The 18,967-nt window shown below is 72.8% G+C and carries 10 protein-coding genes; 2 read left to right on the forward strand and 8 right to left on the reverse strand.

Annotated elements, in window-relative coordinates:
* From KVT45_RS38645 to KVT45_RS38680, 8 genes are all read right to left on the reverse strand, one after another.
* The coding region (locus tag KVT45_RS38645) for a hypothetical protein (RefSeq protein ID WP_217553896.1) at positions 1–9,303 on the reverse strand (9,303 nt) is incomplete at its 3' end.
* Positions 9,300–9,665: a hypothetical protein gene (locus tag KVT45_RS38650; protein ID WP_217553898.1), complete on the reverse strand. Its 366-nt coding sequence runs from the start codon at positions 9,663–9,665 to the stop codon at positions 9,300–9,302. The genes KVT45_RS38645 and KVT45_RS38650, both read right to left, overlap by 4 nt.
* 67 nt (positions 9,666–9,732) lie before the next feature.
* Positions 9,733–10,167, reverse strand: a complete 435-nt coding sequence (locus KVT45_RS38655; RefSeq protein ID WP_217553903.1) for a YbaB/EbfC family nucleoid-associated protein — start codon at positions 10,165–10,167, stop codon at positions 9,733–9,735.
* A gap of 179 nt (positions 10,168–10,346) precedes the next feature.
* Positions 10,347–13,676 carry a WXG100 family type VII secretion target gene (locus KVT45_RS38660; protein ID WP_217553906.1) on the reverse strand — a complete coding sequence of 1,110 codons (3,330 nt, stop codon included), beginning with the start codon at positions 13,674–13,676 and terminating at the stop codon, positions 10,347–10,349.
* Positions 13,677–13,736: 60 nt separating this feature from the next.
* Positions 13,737–14,348: a hypothetical protein gene (locus KVT45_RS38665; RefSeq protein ID WP_217553908.1), complete on the reverse strand. Its 612-nt coding sequence runs from the start codon at positions 14,346–14,348 to the stop codon at positions 13,737–13,739.
* A gap of 1 nt (position 14,349) precedes the next feature.
* Positions 14,350–14,640, reverse strand: coding sequence for a WXG100 family type VII secretion target (locus KVT45_RS38670; RefSeq protein ID WP_217553911.1), 291 nt, complete (start codon positions 14,638–14,640; stop codon positions 14,350–14,352).
* 31 nt (positions 14,641–14,671) lie between these two features.
* The gene (locus KVT45_RS38675; protein WP_167450053.1) at positions 14,672–15,004 is read right to left on the reverse strand and encodes a WXG100 family type VII secretion target; all 333 of its coding nucleotides are present in this window, start codon (positions 15,002–15,004) and stop codon (positions 14,672–14,674) included.
* 421 nt (positions 15,005–15,425) lie between these two features.
* Positions 15,426–15,932 (reverse strand): MarR family winged helix-turn-helix transcriptional regulator, encoded by a 507-nt coding sequence (locus KVT45_RS38680; RefSeq protein ID WP_217553912.1) that lies wholly within the window; start codon positions 15,930–15,932, stop codon positions 15,426–15,428.
* A 111-nt stretch (positions 15,933–16,043) separates the two neighbouring features.
* Here KVT45_RS38680 and KVT45_RS38685 point away from each other — a divergent pair, with 111 nt between their 5' ends.
* The gene (locus KVT45_RS38685) at positions 16,044–17,117 is read left to right on the forward strand and encodes a substrate-binding domain-containing protein (protein ID WP_217553913.1); all 1,074 of its coding nucleotides are present in this window, start codon (positions 16,044–16,046) and stop codon (positions 17,115–17,117) included.
* Between the two features lie 134 nt (positions 17,118–17,251).
* On the forward strand, positions 17,252–18,964 hold the full coding sequence (locus tag KVT45_RS38690) for a hypothetical protein (protein ID WP_217553915.1): 1,713 nt from the start codon (positions 17,252–17,254) through the stop codon (positions 18,962–18,964).
* Positions 18,965–18,967: the final 3 nt, after the last annotated feature.

Genomic DNA, 18,967 nt, shown 5'->3' on the forward strand with positions numbered 1-18,967 from the left:
CCGCAGCAGGTCGCCCGCGGCGGCCCAGCCCGGCCCGGTCTGCTTCGCCAGCCCGGTGCGGAACGCGTCGTTGAGCCGCATCGGACGGCTCGCGTTGAACACCTCGTCGACGTTGAGGAGACGGATGCCGGCGCGGCCCGCCCACTGGACGAGGTCGAAGACCTTGGCGGCGCGGGAGCCGGCGGGCCCCCGGTGCCCGGCCAGGGCGTTCCCGATCTCCGCGCGCGGTACGTCGGTCCACAGCACGAAGGTCGCCTCGTCGCGGAACCGCAGCGCGTCGTTGCCGTACCGCTCCCAGAACCGCGGAGCGTCGGCCGTGTTGAGCGGACCGCCCAGCCAGACGGCGTGCACCAGCCGGGGCATCTCCAGCGTGGTGAACGGCAGCGGATCGACGCGTCGGCGTGCGGCACGGGAGTGCCACTGCGTGGTGAACAGCGCGTGGGAGTGGCTGAACCGGCGCTGCGGTACCTGCCACCCCTGTGGGTCCATGCCCTGGGCGGGTGTCCGCGCGACCATGTCCACGCGCCGCAGGAACTCCACCTGCGCGTCGGCGGACAGCCCCGAGTAGTCGTACGGGACTCCCGCCTGGTTGCGCAGCACGGCCGGAACGCCGGGCGCCCGCCGCAGCCCGAACAGGTCGGGGCCCAGGGGCCCCGGCGGCAGGAACTGGGGCACGGTGACAGGAACCAGCGCCCGCTGCAGATCGGCGGTGAGCTCCTCGGCGCGCTGGTAGGCCGCGGCCGCCCCGCCGTGACTCTGCGAGGGACCGGCCACCGCCGCGGGGGTCCCGCCGCGCGTCGCCGACCGCTGGCCCGAGGAACCGTACGGTGTGGACGTCCCGGCCCGCCGCTCGTCGTTCCGCCGTGAGGCGGGCGAACCCCCGAGCAGCTCGGCCTCCGTACCGCCGTTGGCGATGGCGCGGGCGATCCGCGCGCCGATGTGCCGCACAGGCTGATGCAGCAGTTGGGCGGACGTGTACGTGTTGCGGTGCCCGAGCACGGTGGCGAGATCGGCGGCCCCGCCCGGCCACTTCAGACTCCGCAGCTCGGCGTTGGTCTCGTCGAGGAGCCATCGGGCGGCATCGGGGATACGGACCGGAGCGACCGCGGACGTGGACGGCTGCCCGCTTCCGGTGCTCCTGTCGTCCCCGGTGAGCGTGTCGTCCCCCTCGGACGTCGGCGCACCGGCGCGCAGGCCGAGCGGGCCGCCGTGGGCGATCACTCCGGCGATCCATTCGCCTATCGAGCGGCGGGGTTGTCTGAACAAGTACGTCGGCGCCGCGCCCAGATGTTCGCGCACCACGTCCGCAGGTGCGGTTCCGGGCCAGCGGATCCGGGCCAGGGCGGTGTTGACCTCGGCCCGCACCGAGTGCACGAAATCATCCGGCACTCGACCGACGAACACGGCGTTCGGGAAGAGTCCGCGAGCGGTCTGGTAGGCGTCACCCGGTACTTGCCCCTCCCTGGCGGCGATCCATCGGACGTTCTGGACGTCGGCTCCGAGGGACGCGGCAAACAGCCTCAGGGCCTCGTTCCAGAACGGGGCGCGGTAGGCCGGTGGCAGCTCTTCCGCACCCCGGTTGACGGGGCCAAGGACAGTTCCGCCCGGACGGTTGCGCAGTTCGGCGTGGAGGTTGACCACTGTCTGGCGCAGTTGTGTGACCAGCCGAAGCCGTTCCGGCACCGGTGCGTTCGCCGATCCCGAGGAGTAGCCGACGTTCCAGCTGTCACGGGTCTGCACGGTGATCGCCTCGGGCGGGATCGCGCCGAGACGGAAACGGTCACCGGGCAGCTGCTGGTTCTCCTCCGCGCTTCCCACATGGCCGAGGCTCTCCGCGAGCCTGGCGAAAGTGAGCCGGTTCGGGCCCGTACGGTGCACGACCTCGATCGAGGGCTGCGACAGATTCGGGAAGGGGGTGTTGTCCTGGCCGATCTGGTCATCGGTCACTCCCCGCCGGTCGAGATTGGGGAAGGCACGGCGCAACAGTCGTGGGAGACTCAGTTGGTGGTTCTCACGCATGATCGCCAGGTAGTTCCGGGTGGCGTCGTTGCGGGCCACCGCGACAAAGGCGGCATTGTTCGGGGTACGGGTGTCACGCCCTGGTGCATCCTGGCGGTCCTGCTGGACGTTGGCGCGCAGCACGGCAAAGCCGTCCCGCCGCTGGGCGACGTCCTCCACCAGCCTGCGCAGGTCGTGGATGTGGTTGTCACCGTCGCTGTAGACACCGCCGAAGCGGTGGAGTATTTCCACCCGGGCGATGTCGCTGGCCATGGCGTACGACCTGCCGCCGCGGCCTCGCTCGGTCAGTACCTCGGCCTGCATGGTCATCGGGGTGTCCCGGTTGAACACCTCGTCGATGTTCACCAGCCGGATGTTGGGAGATGCCAACGCCCAGTCGACCATGTCACGAACCTTGAGCTGCCGGTCCGTCGCGGTTGCGGGCTGGAAGGTCCTGGCCCGGACCTCGGCGACCTCGGCCCGGCTGACGTCCGTCCACAGCACGAAGTCGAATCCGGGGTTGCGCCTGGCACCTTCGGTGATGTTGCGCCGGAAGTCGGTGCGCGCTCCGTGGGGCCCGTCGTCGTGCAACGGCGTGCCGAACCAGATGCTGTGCACCTGGTGGGGGATTTTCTGCCGCTTGGGGCCGAATCCGGAGCCGCGGCGGGTGATCATGCCCGCGGTCGCCGTCTGCGCCACGGCCGGCAGTGCCTGCGGTGTCAGCTGGTCCGCGGAGAGGCGCCCGGAGCGGGAGAGGTCCAGCCTTCGGAAGAATGCGGCCCGTTGCTCGGAGCGCAGGGCGTCGAAGTCGTAGGCGCTGCCGTTCGGACGCAGGAAATCAGGTGCTGACGGCACTTCCCTGACGCCGAACGGATCACGGCCCATGCCGTCGACCCGTCCGAGGTGCCACCTCTCGCTCAGTTCACGGGCGGCTGCCGCGACCTCCTGCTGTGCTCTGGGCGCGGGGGCGGGGGCGGCGGGGATCTGACCGACCGGCGTCCAGGCCGAATAGACCTGTACGTCCTGCTGGAACCGGGCGGCGGGGTCGAGCAGCGCCGCCGTCCCGTCGTGTGCGCGTGTCAGGCCCTTCAGCCACGTCGTGATGTCGGCGGCGGCCTTCGGGTCCCCTGGACCGGGCTTCTTCAGCCCCATGTCGTCTGCACCGGTGTCGCCGCCGACGAGGGTGCCCGCCTCGTCGGCCGTGTCACCGTCGGCCAGAAGCGTGCCGTCATCGCTGGCCGCCTCGGAGAGCGCGTCGGCACCGTCGTCCGGTGCGGGCCGGTGGCCGAGGGCGGCGGCGAGCCGGGAGGCCAGTTCCCCGGTGGGCGTCCGCAGGTGCCAGGCGCCGGTGGACGCGTCGTTGGTGAGCTGGATCAGAGCGCCGCGGCCGGGGCGTACGACATCCACGGAGAGGTCGGTTGCGTATCCCGCTGCCAGGGCGTCGAGCAGGGGGCCGATGCCTACGGTCACCGAGTCGCGGACGCGGGCGTGGAGGACGTTGCGAGCCGACGGGGGCTGATGGGTGATGTCCGGGACCGCCACCTTGAGGTGCACATGGACAGCCGGAGTGCCGTCGCGGGTGACGGTGTGGTCGATCAGGAAGGGGTGGTCGGTGACCGGTGCGAGCGACTGCCGCTCGAATGTCCGCCAGGAGACCGGTACCACCGGCGGGCCGCTGGGTGACGATGCGGGGGCCGGCTCGGACGTGAACCGGTTCAGCAGGCCGGTGTGGAGGCCTATCCGGCGGGCGTAGTGCTCGGGGTCGGCGTTCCGCGGCCAGGCGGTCAGGCCGTCGGCGGCATCGGTTTCGGCGTCGGCGTCGGCGAGGTCGACCGTCAGGTGCGGGTCCGTGTCCGGCGGTACCTGCTGCACGGTGATGTGCAGGCGTCCGCCGTGGGAGTACAGGCCCGAGCCTTGGAAGAGGCGGCTCACGCCCGTGCGGGTCCGCTCCAGGACGGTTGCCGCGTCGGCCTCGGCGGTGCCGGGGGCGAAGGCGACCTTGAGGTTCAGTTCGGTCACTTCGACGCTGTCGCGGTCCATGACACGCCTGGCGTCGAAACGGGGGCCCGGGTGGAAGGGCGGGGTGGGGCGGACGTCCTGCCGTGACACCGGGGGTGGTGCTGGTACGAGTCGTACGTCGGCGGTGGCGGCCGGTTCCGGGCGCTCGGCGATCGCCTGCTGCTGGAGCTGGTCGGCGGTGGGCGAATCGGTGGTGCCGTCGGTGGGCTGGTCAGCGGTCCGATCGGTGGTGCCGTCGGTGGGCTGGTCAGCGGTCCGATCGGTGGTGCGGTCGGTGGGCTGGTCGGCCGTGTGGTCGAGCGTGGTGTCGCGGTTCGCGTCATGCGCAGGCGGGTGGTCCGCGGGACGGGCCGGTTCGGGCAGTTGGGCCTGGACCTGGTCGGCGACGGTCGTCGGGGGGCCGTCCGTCCGCCGGTCGGCGACGGTGGCCGGGGGGCTGTCCGTCTGGTGGTCGGGGCGGGGGTCGGCCGGGGGTGTGGCCGGGTCGGCCGGGTGTGCGGCCGGGGTGGGGGGCAGATCCGGTTCGCGCCGGGCGAGGGGGGTGGCCGCGTGGCCGGTCAGGGTCTCGGTGAAGAGGTTCTCGTGTCGGGCCTCGTGGGCGAGCCAGGCGGTGATGTCGTGGGCCACCGGCGACCAGGCCGTGTCGTACGCGGTGACGGTCGCCTCGCGGAAGCCCTTGCCGAGCGTGTCGAGGGTGGTGTCCCGGACGGAGTGCCGGTGGCTGAAGCGGCTGTCGGGGTGGCCGACGAGGGTGTGGAAGTCCTTTCCGGCGTCGGACAGCACGTGCTCCAGGTCCGTCTCGTGCGTGAACCGGTCCGGGAGGGCGGCCCGCAGCCTGGGCAGGGCGTCGGTGAAGGGCCGGGGTTCGGCGGTCCGGAGGCGGTCCTCACCGGGGCCGGGACTGCGGAAGTCGGGGTGGGCGAGGTGGCCGAACCAGTGGTCTTCGACGGCCTGTTCCGCGACCTTCGTCCACTCCTCGTGGACCCGCTCGCGCTGGGACTCGCTGAGCGGGGTGAGGGTGTGGGACCGCTGGAAGTCGGCGTGGGCCTGCTCGAAGGTGCGCTCCGCCTCGGCCATACGGAGGTGGCGGTACTCGGCGTACGCCAGCCGGGCCGCGATCGCCTCCTTGGAGCCGGCCTGCTCGACGTGGCTCTCCCAGGCCGCGGCACGGTCCCCCGCCGGCCCGTCCGGGTCGTTGTGGATGCGCGCGAACGCCGACAGCAGGTCCTTCCGGAACGACTCGCGGGCCCAGTCGCGCGCCTCCTGAGGCGCGTACCGGCCCCGCAAGTCCTCCTCCGGGGCGGCCAGTTCGCGGTCCACGACGCGCAGGGCACGGCCGGTCGACCGCTCGCGCTCGCTCAGGTCCCGCACCTGCCGGTCGAGGTTCGTGCGCAGTTCCCGCACGCTGTCGTCGGCGAACGGGTCGGCCGCCGACCGGCCCGTCCGCTCCTCTTCGGAGCCGCTCCTGCCGAGAGCGGTGTCCACCGCCCGCGTGACCTCGTGGCGGATCCGTTCGGTGAACACGGCGTCGACGGCCCGGGCGTGGCCGAGCATGGCCCGTAGCCGGACGTCGGCCAGGGTGGCGGGGACGTCGTCGGGTGCCGGGTGCCGTAGCCGGTCGGCCAGGGCGGCCGGGGCGCGGAGGAGTCGGCCGGCCACATCGTCTCCGCCTTCGGGGAGGTGCCGTCCGTCGAACACGTCGTTCCGGCGGAAGTCCCGCACCGCCCCGTCGAACTCCCCCGTGAACAGGTCCAGGGCGCGTCGGCGCGTCACGATCCGCTCGACGTGCAGCGGCAGTTGCCCGCGCAGCGCGTCGTGCACCGCCTGCCACCGCGCCCGGGACACCGCTCCGCCGCCCGACTCCTTCGCGAGCAGCAGGTAGGCGTCGTGCAGTTGCTCCCGGTACGACTCCTCGACGGCGGTACGCGGCGTACCGGACGCCGGGTGCGCGTCCTCGGTCGGCCCGGTCTCCAGATGACGTCCGCCGAACAGGTCCGTCGCGGCGAAACGCTCGACGGCCCGGCCGACCTCGCCGGGCACGTCCTTCGAGACCCCTTCGAACGCGGCCTCCAGGTCGAGCCGGGTGTTCAGTTCGCGGTCACGCCGCCCCAGGAACCCCCGCCAGTACGTGTCGCGGGCCGCGGGGTCGGCGGTGCCTCCCGTCGGCACCGGCACCGGCGGGGTGCCGTCCGTGTGCGGGTGGGTGGTGGGGGTCCGGCCGTGGTCCGGGGGCGTCAACCTGGTGGTGAAGCCCGGCAGTTCGCCTCCGGATTCGGCCTTGCGGGGGCGGTTCGCGGGAGCCGCCGCGTCCGTGGTGGTCCGGCCGGCCGGGGCGGGCGGGGTGCCGCCCGGGTCGTGCGGCGGGGTGGTGGTGACCGCCGTCTCGTCGCGGGTGCCTCGCGCCGCGTCCAGATCCGCGCGGAGCCGTGCGGTCAGGTCGGCGCGCCGGGTGTGCCAGGAGGCGGTGGCCGCGTCCAGCGCGCCGGCGCCCGGGGACGTGTCCGCCGGGAGCGCCCGGCCCGCTTCCGGGCTCGTCCCGGTACGGGGCGTGGTGGCGTCCGTGAGCGGGGAGCGGCCGGGGACGACGGTGTCGAACAGGTCGGCCACGCGCGTGCGATGTGCGTCGATGTGGCGCTGGGCGAGGGCGGGCGGCAGGGCGTCGCTCTCCCTCGTGACGCCCCGGGCCTCGGCGACGGCGTCTCCGACCGCCGCGTCGCGGGCGGCGGCCCTGGCCACGTGGTACTGAGCCTCGCGCAGATACGTTCCGCGGGTGTTCGCCTCGCCGGTGGAGGTCGTGGCGGTGAGCGCGTCCGGGCGCTCGGCGTGCGACTGGTCGGCGCGGGTCAGGGATACCGCGGCCGCGGTCTCCCGGTCCGGGCCGACCTCCAGCGGGTGGTCCCGCAGCCCGAAGGTGTCGGTGAAGTGGGAGCCGAGGGTGGGCAGGATGCGATGCCACGCTTCCCCGGCGGGGTGCTGGACGGCCGCGACGGCGGCACGCGCGGCCTGCTCACGACCGAGCTGACCGTCCACCCGGCCGGGCAGCTCCGCCACCCGCGCCGCGACCCGCTCCTGCCATACGCCTTCGGGGCGACGCTCCGAGACGGCCGGGCCGGAGGCCGGGTGCGGGACGGATTCAGGGTGGGTGTTCGGTGCCGGGAGCGGAGTGGACTGCAGGTGGGGTGTGGATTCCGGGTGGGGAGTGGATTCCGGGAGCACATGCGATGCCGCCTGCGCGGCCGGTCCCACATCCGCCGTCGACACCCGCTCCGCGGCCGGTCCCACATCCGCCGTCGACACCCGCTCCGCGGCCGGTCCCACATCCGCCGTCGGCGTCGCGGCCGCCGCCGACGTCGCGTTCAGGTCAGGAGCCGTACGCGGGCCGAGGTCGGGTGTGGCGGGTCGGGGCTCGGTGGTCGTCCCTGCTTCGGTGCCGGTTGTGACGGGCCTCGTCGCGTCCGCGGTCCTGACGTCCGGTACCGCCGCCGTGCGCTCCGGTGCGCCGACCGGGGTGTGTGTGCCCGTGAGCGGGTGTTCCGGTGTGGCGCCCCGCGCCGACTCGGCCGTTGCGGTCCCGGGCTCGCCGTGGGCGACCGTCGCCCTGGTCGGCTCACCTCCGGTGCCACTGCTGGTGAGGACCGCGTCGGCCGATCCGGTGCGGTCGCCCACGCCCAGGCGGCCGAAGACGGCGTCGTGGTCGGCCCGCGTCTGCGCCGACCAGTCCTGGCGCAGCGACTCCCGCCCGGCCGGCGAGAGGACGCCCTCGGCCCCCGCGCCGTGACCGGCGGCTGGCACGACGCCGTCGAAGGCGCGTACGGCGGCGACCTGACGCTGGTCGGCGGCCGCCGCGCGGTCCAGCAGCCCGTGCACGACCGCCGGGTCACCGAGTCCGAGCGCGGCCTCGGTGTGCGCTAGGGCCTGCTCGGTGGACCCTTCGCGCACGGTGAGCGGCGCCCCCTCCAGCGCCGTACGCACATCCGAGGTGAACGCCTGCCACGCGGCCCGGTGCACGCGTACGGCGGCTCCCGGCTCGGTGAGCAGGTGCTCCCGGGCGTCCGCGTCGGGGAGGCCGCGGGCCCAGGTGGTGAAGTGCGTGTCGAAGGGTTCCCGCGCCGCCGCGACGACGCGATCCGCCGCCGCCCCGCGAGTCGACGCGGAGGTCCCGGCCGACACCGGCTCACCAACACCGGCACCGGCACCGACCGCAGCAGCGGTGCCTGCGGTGGAGGCCCCCGCCCCGTCGGGCATGCCGGTGACCAGGTGGGCCGGGGTGGCCGTGTCGGTGCCCGGCGCGGCGACCGCCGGCCCGGCGGCCTCCCACTGCCCGCGCAGCCAGGCCCCGTCGGTGGCCTGGTCCGGCGTCGGCACCCCGGAACCGGCACCCGCCCCGTCGCCGTCCACGAGCGGGACGGACAGGTCACCCGCCCCGGACAGCTCGGGGAGGTCGAGATGGCCGGGGAGTTTGATGTCGGCCGCGCCGCCCGGGGTCTCGCCCTTGCGGCCCCCGTACAGTCCGCCCACCGCTCCGGAGACGGCGGCCAGTCCGGCGGTGAGGCCGGCGCCGTCGAACCCGTTGATGGCGTCCGTCGTCAGGGTCGTGGCCACCCCGGTCGCCGCCCCCGCGGTCAGCTGCCCCGCCAGCGAGGCCGCGAACTTCGGCGCGACCATGTGCCCGACCTCGTTGAAGACGCCGGCGAACGCACCGCCGATCGCCCCGCCCTCCGCCGCCTGCAGCGTGTTGCGCAGATCCCAGTGCGTGCGGTCGCCCTTCAGGAACTGGACGACCTGCACCGCCGCGTCCGAGCCCACCATGAACGCGGTACCGATCGCCGCGTTCCGCAGGGCGGCCAGCAGGATCTGCCGGCAGATCGCCTGTACGCCCTTGACGACGGCCGCGGCCGCCTCCGGCAGGCCCCACGCGAACAACTCGGTCAGCGCGTACGCCAGCCAGATGATCTGCAGCAGCAGCGAGTACTTCGTGTACTCCATCTGCACGGCGGTTTCCCGGGCCAGGTCGCCCAGGCCCTTGGTCGACGAGGCCACGTTCGGCAGCACCGTCGCCATGTTCCGCGTGTACTGCTCGTACTCGTCGTGCAGTTGGCCGCCGACCGCGGCCAGCACCCCCGCCGTCGCCGGGTCCAGCACCCCCACCAGCCGGGTCAGGTGCTGCGCGGCGGCGTCCACCGCGTCGCCGAGCCCACGCAGCCGGTCCTCGTCCCCCTTCGGGAAGTCCTGGCCCACCGCGATCTTGGCCACCCAGTCCAGCTCCGGCGGAATCATCAGACTCATACGTGCGGCCCGGCTCCCGACGCCGGGCGGTGCTCCGACGTACCGCTGGCGCGCCGCAGCCCCTCGGCCGCCTCCGTGGTGACGTCCCCGACCTTGCCGAGATTCACGCGCATGGCATCAGTGCCGTCCATGAATTCCAGACTCACCCCGTGCACCCCGCGCACGACATCGGTGAGCCTGCGCAGCGCGGGGACGAACTGTGCCGCGAACTGCTTGCCGAGGGCGTCGGAACCCCAGATCTCGGGATCCAGGGGCAGGTTCTCGAAGTTCCCGGCAGTCTCGTCCAGGTCGTTCGTGAATCCTTCGAAATACGGCAGCTCGTCGCCGATCCCGTCGGTGTCCGCGCCGAATCGCTCACCCATACCGAATCCCCTTCCGCTCAGCGAACCCGTCCGCACCGAAACGCATGTGACATACCGTCAGGTATGGTCAGGAGTCGTCCCGCCGGCTCTCGAAGAGGCCGTGCTTCAGGAAGTCCCGCATGGCCTCCTGCGACTCCGGTTCGGCGGGCAGCAACCCCCCGATGTCCGCGGTGCCGGACAGCAGCGCCGAGGGCGACAGGCCCAGCGGCACGTGGTCGAAGACCATGGAGTCGATCTCGGCGAGTGCCGCGGCCCGCGCCTCGGCGATGGTGGTCTTCAGGACGTCGGCCAGTTCCCTGGGCGTCATCCGCCGGAACGCGCCGGTCGGGAAGTCGATGTCGACCAGCTCACCGCGGGCGCTGACGGTCACCTTCACCACCCGTCGTGGCGCCGTCGCGGTGCCGGTGACCTCGTTGATCCGGCGCCGGACCGAGTCGGCCTCGTCCCGCCGTGCGCGGTAGTCCGCCAGCAACCGATCGATCTCCTGCTCGTACCCGGACAACGCCCGTCCTCCGTCCTGCGCCGTGCTTGGCCGTCCCCGGCCGTCCGTCAAGAGCGCCGCCCATCACGGCCGTACCCGACGTCCAGTCAGCACCGGTCCCGGCCGCGACTTCCAGTCCCTTCGGGGCCCGCGTCCCGTTCGTACTCCCGGATGTGTCCGTACGACCTTGTCGCGGGCCGTCACAGGAAGCCGTTGTCGGTGTCGTCCGGGGCTCCCCAGACCCCGTGGTCCTGCACCAGGAGGTCGGCGGCGCTGACGGCGGCCGGCTTCCGCTCGTCGTCCTCGCCCTGCCCGCCCTCCTCCTCGTCCTCTTCGTCGAGGTCCGGATCGTAGGGAACGTCCGCGCACATCAGACCGCCCACGGGCAGGCCGAGGCCGCCCGGTGTTCCCTCCCCCGGCGGCTGCCGGCGGCTGGGCTGCCAGGTGACCAGGCCGGACGGCGCCGCCTCTGCGGTCCGGGTGCCGGGTGCGCCGGTCCAGGTCTCCTCGTCCTCGCGGGAGAACCGCGCGGCAGGCCCGTCGGCGTCCTCCTCCTCGACCGCCGTGCTCAGCAGCAGCGGCACGAAGGAGTCGTCGGTACGGTCCCATGCCGCGAAGTCCTCTTCGGCGTCCGCAGCCTCCGCGGGCTCCTCGGGGCCGGGCGGCACGGGCTCCGCCTCCGGCGGTGCCGCTTCCCCGGGTGTCCGGCCGGTACGGGCGCCGATCACGGCGGCGGCGTCCAGGGCGGCCTCGCCCAGCAGCGCCGCCTCGCGGGACGGCGGCTCCTGCGCGTGCGGCGCGGGTTCGTCCGGCGCCGGATCGGCCCACTCGGTCTCCTCCGCCCACGGACGGGCGGTCTCCGAATCCGGCTCCGGCTCCGCGCCCCGCCGACCGTCCGGACCGGCGGCGGCCGCGACAGGCACGGCGGGAACGGCGGGGACGGCGACCGGCAGGCCCGACGGTGTGACCGCCGCGCCGTCCGCGGCAGTCGCCAGGGTCAGCGCGGCCCCGCCCGCTGCGACCACCGCGCCGGCCTCCTCGACGGACCCCGTCGCCGCGGCGTCGTTCTCCTCGTCCCACGGGCTGCTGCTGCCGTCGAGGAGGCCGGAGGAGTCGCTCGGCTCCCCAGCCCCCGCGGCAGCCCCCGGCGCGCCCATGCCGGAGGGCATGAAGGGCATCCCCGCACCCGTCCCGGCTCCCGCGGCGGCCGCAGGCTCCTCCGCACCCGGAAAACCGCTGACGCCGTCCGGCAGTTCACCGACAGCGCCGGCCGGCTCGCCGGACACCCCGGAAGCTCCGGGCACCCCGGCCCCGTCCGGAAGCGTCGTCGGCGTCGACGTCGGCAGATCCAGACCGGCCGTCCCCGGAAGCGCCGCCGTGTCCGCCGTCGGCACGTCGACGGGATCCGTGCTCGCCGTACCCGTCCACGGCTCCGTCACATGGTCGAGAAGGCCGGAGGAGTCGCTCGGCTCCGCGGCCCCCGCCGCAGCCCCCGGCGCGCCCATGCCCGAGGGCATGAAGGGCATCCCCGTGCCCGCGCCCTGTCCGGCGGCGCCCGACGTCGGTTCCTCGCCGCCGGGGAAGGCGCTCACGCCGTCCGCCGTGGCGGCTCCGGCCCCGGGAACGCCGGCCGACTCCCCGGGCACCCCGGAACCCTCCGGTACGTCCACGCCCGTTCCGCCCGGGAACACCGTCGGCGTCGATGTCGGCAGGTCCAGACTGCCGGCCCCCGGGAGCGCCGCCGTGTCCGTCGTCGGCACGTCGACGGGATCCGTGCTCGTCGAGCCCGTCCACGGGTCCGCGACGCCGTCGAGGAGGCCGGAGGAGTCGCTCGGCTCCGAGAACCCGGAACCGGTCCCGGCCGCTCCGGGTGCTCCCATGCCGGAGGGCAGGAAGGGCATGCCGGTGCCGGTTCCCGCGCCCGTACCCGAGGTCGCGTCCGGCACCGCCACGTCGGTCGCCCCCGGGAACGCCGTCGGTGTGGACGTCGGCAGGCTCGTGCTGCCGTCGGCGGTGGGACCGGGCGACTCCAGGCCGAGGCCGCCCGGGAACGCCGACGGCGTCTCCGTCGCCGACGGGATGTCCAGCGCGCCGGTACCGGGGAGGCCCGCGGCGCCGGTGTCCGCGAGACCGGTGTCGCCGGGGAAGCTGGTGGGCAGGGCGTCGTCGGTGAAGGCGGAACCGCTGTTCGCGAGGCCGGGGCCGGACAGCGAGGTGTCCCCCGTGCCGGTGGAGCCGGAGAACCCGGGGAGGGGCAGTGCGGTCGCCGTCTGCGGGTCGAAGCCGCCGGTACCCGCTCCCGTACCGGTGTCCCCGGGAAAGCCCGCGACGTCGCCGGCCAGTCCGGTCGGGTCCGCCGCCCCGGTGCCCGTGTCACCGGGGAACGGGGAGGCGTCGCCGGAGAGCCCGTCGATACCCGTACCGGTGCCAGTGCCGGAGCCGGTGCCGGTGTCCCCCGGGAAGGCGGAGGCGTCGACGGGCAACCCGTCGGTACCGGTACCGGTGCCGATGCCGGTGTCCGTGCCGGTGTCGCCGGGGAAGGCGGACGGCGTCGCCAGGAGGTTGTCCGGCGACAGGCCGTCCGTGCCGAGCGGTCCCGCGCCGTCGGCGCCCGCCGGCGTGTCGGCGGTGCCGCCGGGGTCGAGCGAACCCGAGAAGGGCGTGGCGGTGTCGTCACCCGGCCCCGTGGCCGCGTCCGTCGCGAGGTCCGGGGCGAGACCCGTACCGGTGCCCGTGTCGAGACCGGTACCGGTGTCCGGGGCCAGGCCTGTTCCGGTGTCCGGGTTGGTGAGGCTGTCCGGCACCGAGGTGTCGGGCAGACCGTCCGTGGGAGACGTGCCGTTGCCCGGACTGTTGATGGGCGAGGGCGACTTGATGTTGTCGACGGTGACCCGGTAGTTGCCGGCAAGGCTCTTGAGCACCTTGCGCATGTCATTGGTCATCATCTCGACGAGCTGCGGTTTCTTGCTGATCGGGATGAGGCCGTTGCTCATCGGCTGAACGCCCATCTGCCGCGCCTGGTTGGCGTACCACTGGTCGATCTCGCCGATCAGGCGCTGTGCGTTGGCCAGGTTCACCGCGTTGTCGGCCACCTGCTGGGGGACGTTGTGGGCGCCGGTGGAGCCGCCGGCCAGGGCCTCCACGTTGGCCTGTACCTGTTTGGAGAAGCCGTCGATCATCTCCACGAACGCGTCGGCGGCGGCACCCTGCCACGGGCCGTTGTCCCCGGCGAGGGCCTTGGCCTGCGCGGTCAGCGACTGGGCGACGGTGTCGAGGACGCCCTGCACCTCGGCGAGGATGTCGGCCGCGTCCTGCAGGGACTGCGGGGAGGCCACCGCGGCGGCGTGGTCCTCGTTGGCCTGGCTGTGGACGCCTGCCGACATACCGACGATGGCGGCCTGGATCTGTTTCCAGTCCCAGGTGTCGTAGTCCGACGTCGAGCCTGGGTCGCTGCCGCTGTCCCCGTAGACGGCGCCGTCGCTGCCCTGGGTGAACCCGCCGCCGTTGTACTTGTCGTTGTTGTCGGGCATGGAGTTCCTGTCCTGTCAGGCCCTGCCGTGGGCGGGTGGGGCGGACCCGCCCACGGTGGGTCAGCTGCCCTTGGAGCTGTCGGGGCTGTCCGATCCGCTGCCGGACGATCCCGTCGACGTGGAACCTGTCGCCGGCGTTGCGCCGTTGTCCTTGGCCAGCGCGTCGAAGTCGGACTGCGCCGGCTGCATGGCCTTCGTCAGATCACTCACGTCGACGACGGAGGCGTCATGGACCTTGGAGTACTGGCCGGCGATGTCCCGGACGCCCTTGGCGATGTCCGTCAGGCCCTCGGTGAGATCGTGCAGGACGTCCCCGAGCTTCTTCTTCAGCCCGTCGTCCCCGTTGGCTCCGTTCAGGTCCTTGCGGATGACGTTGCCGTCGTAGAAGGCGCCGGCGTGCACATCGATGCCGTGGAGACGGTCCAGGGCTCGCTGGACCGGGTCGACCAACTGCTCCATGTTGGAGGCGAAGACCTCCATGGGCTGGGTGTCGACCTGGGTCTTGCTGCCGCTGCCGCTGCCGGAGGGCACGGACGGCGGCTGGAACTTCCCGGAGTTGGGGTCCACCGTGCCGTGACCCGGATCGATGTGGGTCGGCCCGGAGTACGGGTCGGGCGTGGTCTTGACCGGGGGCGCGCCGGGCGCCGGGTGCCCCGGGTTGGCGGGATCCATCTCAGTTCCCCCAGATCTGCACGCCCTTGCGCTCTCCGTCGCTGTAGTAGCCGTTGATGTTGCCGAGCGTGGTGGTGGCGTTTCCGGCCAGCCGGGCCATCTCGGCGGCGGCGGCGTCCCACTGGGCCTTGACCTCGGTGTAGACGTTGCGCGCGTCGCTGGTCCACTCGCTCAGCGAACTCTGGGCCTGGGTCTCCAGGTCGGAGAGGGTCTGGGTGATGCGCTGGGTGATGGCGTTCATCTCACCCACGATGGTGTCCACCTGCGGCATGTCGACGCTGTACGTAGGCATGGTGGTGTGCTCCTTTCTCGGAGGTCGGCCGTCAGATCTTGAAGTTCGGCAGCCCGTTGCCGACGGCGTTGCGGACCGCCGTGGCGCTGTCCGTGGTGGTGCCGTGCACGTTGTCGTACACGCCGGTGTTCGCCACCAGCTGGTCCAGCATCTTCTGGAGAGCGGCGTTGACCTTGCCGAAGTCGGCCAGCCATTCCTGCATGGCCTGGTGGAAGATGTTCGACGCGTCGCCGCTCCAGCTGCCGAGCAGACCCGAGATCTGCCCGTCCATCTGGCTGTAGGCACCGGTCGTGTGCTCCAGAGCGTCCTGGAAGGCGCCCCGGGCGGTGATCATTCCCTGGATATCAACCTGGGTGGAGGCCACGCCTCCTCCTTTCGGTACGTCGTCGCGCCGACCGCGGACACGCACGCGTCCATGGGTCGCCGACTGATCCAACTCCCATGGTGGGCAGCCTCCGCCGCCGACGGACCGCCGAACTCCGGCGGCTGCCCGGCTGCTTGGCAAATGTGCCTGTCCGTGCCCGCGCACGGCGCCCCCGACAGGACGGCGGCGCGACCGCTGCCGAGGTGTGCGGCCGATCGCGAACGGCGCGGCCACTCCCGGCGGAGGTCCGCCGCGGAGTCGTACCCGGTCGGCTGAGCGGGTCCGGCGAATTCCGCTGCGGTTCGGCAGCGCCCCAGGGGCGCTGGGGGTGCCCCCGGCCGAAGGCTGGGGGAGGAACTGCGCGACCAGCCACGACGGCGCCGCAGACGGCACATCGCGGCACTTCCAGCGGAGCGCCTAGTCAGCCGGAAGTGCTCTGGGCGGCAGCCCGCCGGGCGTCGCCGACAGCCGTGTGCCGGGCGTCGTCATCGCTCGCCGTGAGCAGGGCCTCGGCCGCCGCGGTGAGGCGGAGGAGCAGGTGCGCCAGCGCTCCCCCGTCGGCCGTCTCGTCGAGCAGGCGGGCCTGGTCCGCGCGGACGCGGTGGGCGGTGCGCCGGTGGAGGTCCTCGCCGCGCGGGGTGAGGTGGAGCAGGACGCGGCGGCGGTCGTGGGGGTCGGGGCGGCGGTGGACCAGGTTGTCCGCGACCATGCGGTCGACGAGCTTGGTCAGGCTGGGCGCCGGCATCAGGGCGTGGTCGGCGATCTCGGACATCGGGTGCCCCTGGCCGTCCCCGACGAGCGACAGGACGCGCCACTCCTCGACCGTGCAGTCCTCCTCGGCCAGCACCGCGGCCAGCCGCCGCACGACCCGCCGCTCGGCATGGCTGAGGAGGTGGGCGAGGTCCGGCGAGGAGGGTACGGACGGCATTGCCGGTGTCCTTCCGGTAGGTCTACTGTGCGCGCAGAATACGAGTCTTGGCGAGGGCGCCGGGGCCCGGGACCGGAATCCGCGTTCCCCATGCCCGCACGGAGGTGGCCGATGCGTCCGGCGCCGCCGAGCGACCGGAGCGGCACGCTGCTCCTCGCCCTGGTCGTGCCGTTGCAGGGGCCGGCGGGGGTCTTCGGGCCGTCGTGCGAGTCGGCCGCGCGGCTGGCCGTGGAGGAACTCAACGCCGTGGGCGGGGTGCTGGGCCGGGAGGTCCGGCTGGTCACGGTGGACGGCGGGGCGCCGCCGGCCCGGGTGGCGGCCGAGGTCGGGGCGCTGGTCTCGCTGGGCGGCGTGGACGGGGTGGTGGGCTGGCACACCTCGGCGGTACGGCAGGCGCTGCTGCCCCGGGTCGCGGGCCGGGTGCCGTACGTCTACACCGCGCAGTACGAGGGCGGCGAGCGGACGCCCGGCGTGTTCCTGACCGGTGAGACCGATGTCGCCCAACTGCGGCCCGCGATGCGGCTGCTGGCGGAGGCCGCCGGGGTGCGGCGCTGGTGCACGGTGGGCAACGACTATGTGTGGCCCCGGGTGACCGCCCGTACGGCGCGGGCGTATGCGCGGGAGTGCGGCGGGCGCGTGCGGGACGAGGTGTTCGTGCCGCTGGGGGCGGACGGGTTCGGGCCGGTGCTGCGCCGGATCGAGCGGTGCGAGGCGGACGCGGTGCTGATGCTGCTGGTCGGGGCGGACGCGGCCCGCTTCAACCGGGCGTTCGCCGCCTACGGACTGCACCAGCGGTGCCTGCGGCTCAGCACCCACATGGACGAGAACATCCTGCTGGCCACCGGCGCGGACGGCACCGACGGGCTCTGGGCGGCGGCCGGTTTCTTCGAGACCCTCGCGACCGCCGAGAGCCTCGACTTCGGCGCCCGCCACGCGGCCCGGTTCGGTGTGCACGCCCCGGTGGTGGGGAGCCTGGGCGAGTCGTGCTTCGAGGGGGTACGGCTGCTGGCGGCCCTGGCCGAACGGGCGCGGTCGCTGGACGTGCGGGCGATGTGCGCGGTCGGTGACGCGGTCTCGTACGAGGGTCCGCGGGGCGTCGTACGGCTGCGCGGCAACCATCTCGCCCAACGGCTGTATCTGGCGCGGGCGGACGCCTTCGACTTCCACGTCGTCGCCCAACTCTGAGACCACGCCCACCATGTGACGATACTTCCCACGGGAAGTATCAAGCTTTGTCTTTTAAAGCAGGTGAAACGTTCGGGAAACAGCGCACCGCGACTCTTCCGTGCAAACGACCGGGGACGAGAGAGGGAAGAGTCGTGACGGAGATCGTCGGCAAAGAGGCGCCGCCGGCCGTGGCGGACGGCGGGACGGACAGCGGCACGGACGGCAAACGGACGTACAACGACTGGGCGCAGAACGACACGCTGGAGGACTACTCGCTGCGGTACGCGCCGAAGTCCTTCCGCCGCTGGACCCCCTACGTGGTGGCCACCACCGCGCTGGGCGGCATCGCCTATCTCGCGGACTTCGCCATCGGCGGTTCGATCGCCATCTCCAACGGCTTCTCCAGCGCGATGGTGGCGATCCTGACCGCGGCCGTGGTCATCTTCCTCACCGGCATCCCGATCTCGTACTACTCGGCCAAGTACTCCATCGACATGGACCTGTTGACCCGGGGCGCGGGCTTCGGCTACCTCGGCTCGACGCTCACCTCGGTCATCTACGCCAGCTTCACCTTCATCTTCTTCGCCCTCGAAGGCTCGATCATGGCGCAGGCCCTGGAGCTGGGCCTGCACATCCCGCTCGCCGTCGGCTACCTGATCTGTTCGCTGATCATCCTGCCGCTGGTGATCTACGGCATGACCGCGCTGTCGAAGATGCAGGTGTGGACGCAGCCGGTGTGGCTGGTGCTGATGGTCGCGCCGTTCGTGTCCATCGCGATCCAGGAGCCGGGCAAGTTCTCGGAGTTCACGCACTTCGCGGGCAACTCGCCCACCGGGTCGAGCATCAGCATGCTCGGGGTGGGCGCGGGTGCGGGGGTCGCGCTGTCGCTGATCGCACAGATCGGTGAGCAGGTCGACTATCTGCGGTTCATGCCGGACAAGACGCCCGAGAACGGCAGGAAGTGGTGGGGTGCGGTGCTCTCCGCCGGTCCGGGGTGGGTGGTGCTCGGCGCCGCCAAGCAGATCGGCGGCGCGTTCCTCGCCTTCTACATCGCCGGGAGCGTGGGCCTGGCCAAGGCCAACGAGCCGATCCAGCAGTACGTGTCCGGCTTCAAGACCTTCGCCGCGCCCGTCGCGCTCGGCCTGGCCACGTTCTTCGTGATCCTCTCCCAGGTAAAGATCAACTCGACGAACGCGTACTCCGGTTCACTGTCCTGGTCGAACTTCTTCTCCCGGCTGACGCATCGTCACCCCGGGCGCGTGGTCTACATCTTCCTCAACGTCGGCATCGCCCTGGCCCTGATGGAGGGCGGCGTCTTCGGCTTCCTCAACACCGTCCTCGGCTTCTACTCCAACGTGGCGATCGCCTGGATCGGCGCGGTCGTCGCCGACCTGGTCATCAACAAGCCGCTGAAGCTCAGCCCGTCGTACATCGAGTTCAAGCGGGCCCATCTGCACAACTTCAACCCGGTCGGCTTCGGCTCGATGCTGATCGCGTCGGCGGTCTCGATCGCCGCCTACTTCAACGCCTTCGGGGCGTACGGCAAGGCGTACTCGCCGTTCATCGCGCTGTTCCTGGCGATGGTGCTCTCGCCGCTGTTCGCGGTGCTGACCAAGGGGAAGTACTACATCGCCCGCGTCGACGACCTCGCGGAGCCGCTGCTCGGCCCGGACGGGCTGCCGTCGGCGGTCACGCTGACGTGCACGGTGTGCGCGACCGACTTCGAGCGGCCGGACGTGGCGAACTGCCCGTTCCACTCGGGGGCGATCTGCTCGCTGTGCTGCAGCCTGGAGAAGGACTGCCACGACTCCTGCAAGACCGGCCCGGTCGCGCTCGCCATGCCGACGGTACGGTCCGCGGACTGACCT

It is taken from the genome of Streptomyces sp. GbtcB6, assembly GCF_019091475.1.
In the GTDB taxonomy this organism is placed as follows: domain Bacteria; phylum Actinomycetota; class Actinomycetes; order Streptomycetales; family Streptomycetaceae; genus Streptomyces; species Streptomyces hyaluromycini.

Excerpts from the sequence above, each read along its gene's own strand:
- KVT45_RS38670 (WP_217553911.1), bottom strand. The coding sequence starts at position 14,640 with ATGCCTACGTACAGCGTCGACATGCCGCAGGTGGACACCATCGTGGGT.
- KVT45_RS38660 (WP_217553906.1), bottom strand. The coding sequence starts at position 13,676 with ATGCCCGACAACAACGACAAGTACAACGGCGGCGGGTTCACCCAGGGC.
- KVT45_RS38665 (WP_217553908.1), bottom strand. The coding sequence starts at position 14,348 with ATGGATCCCGCCAACCCGGGGCACCCGGCGCCCGGCGCGCCCCCGGTC.
- KVT45_RS38650 (WP_217553898.1), bottom strand. The coding sequence starts at position 9,665 with ATGGGTGAGCGATTCGGCGCGGACACCGACGGGATCGGCGACGAGCTG.
- KVT45_RS38680 (WP_217553912.1), bottom strand. The coding sequence starts at position 15,932 with ATGCCGTCCGTACCCTCCTCGCCGGACCTCGCCCACCTCCTCAGCCAT.
- KVT45_RS38685 (WP_217553913.1), top strand. The coding sequence starts at position 16,044 with ATGCGTCCGGCGCCGCCGAGCGACCGGAGCGGCACGCTGCTCCTCGCC.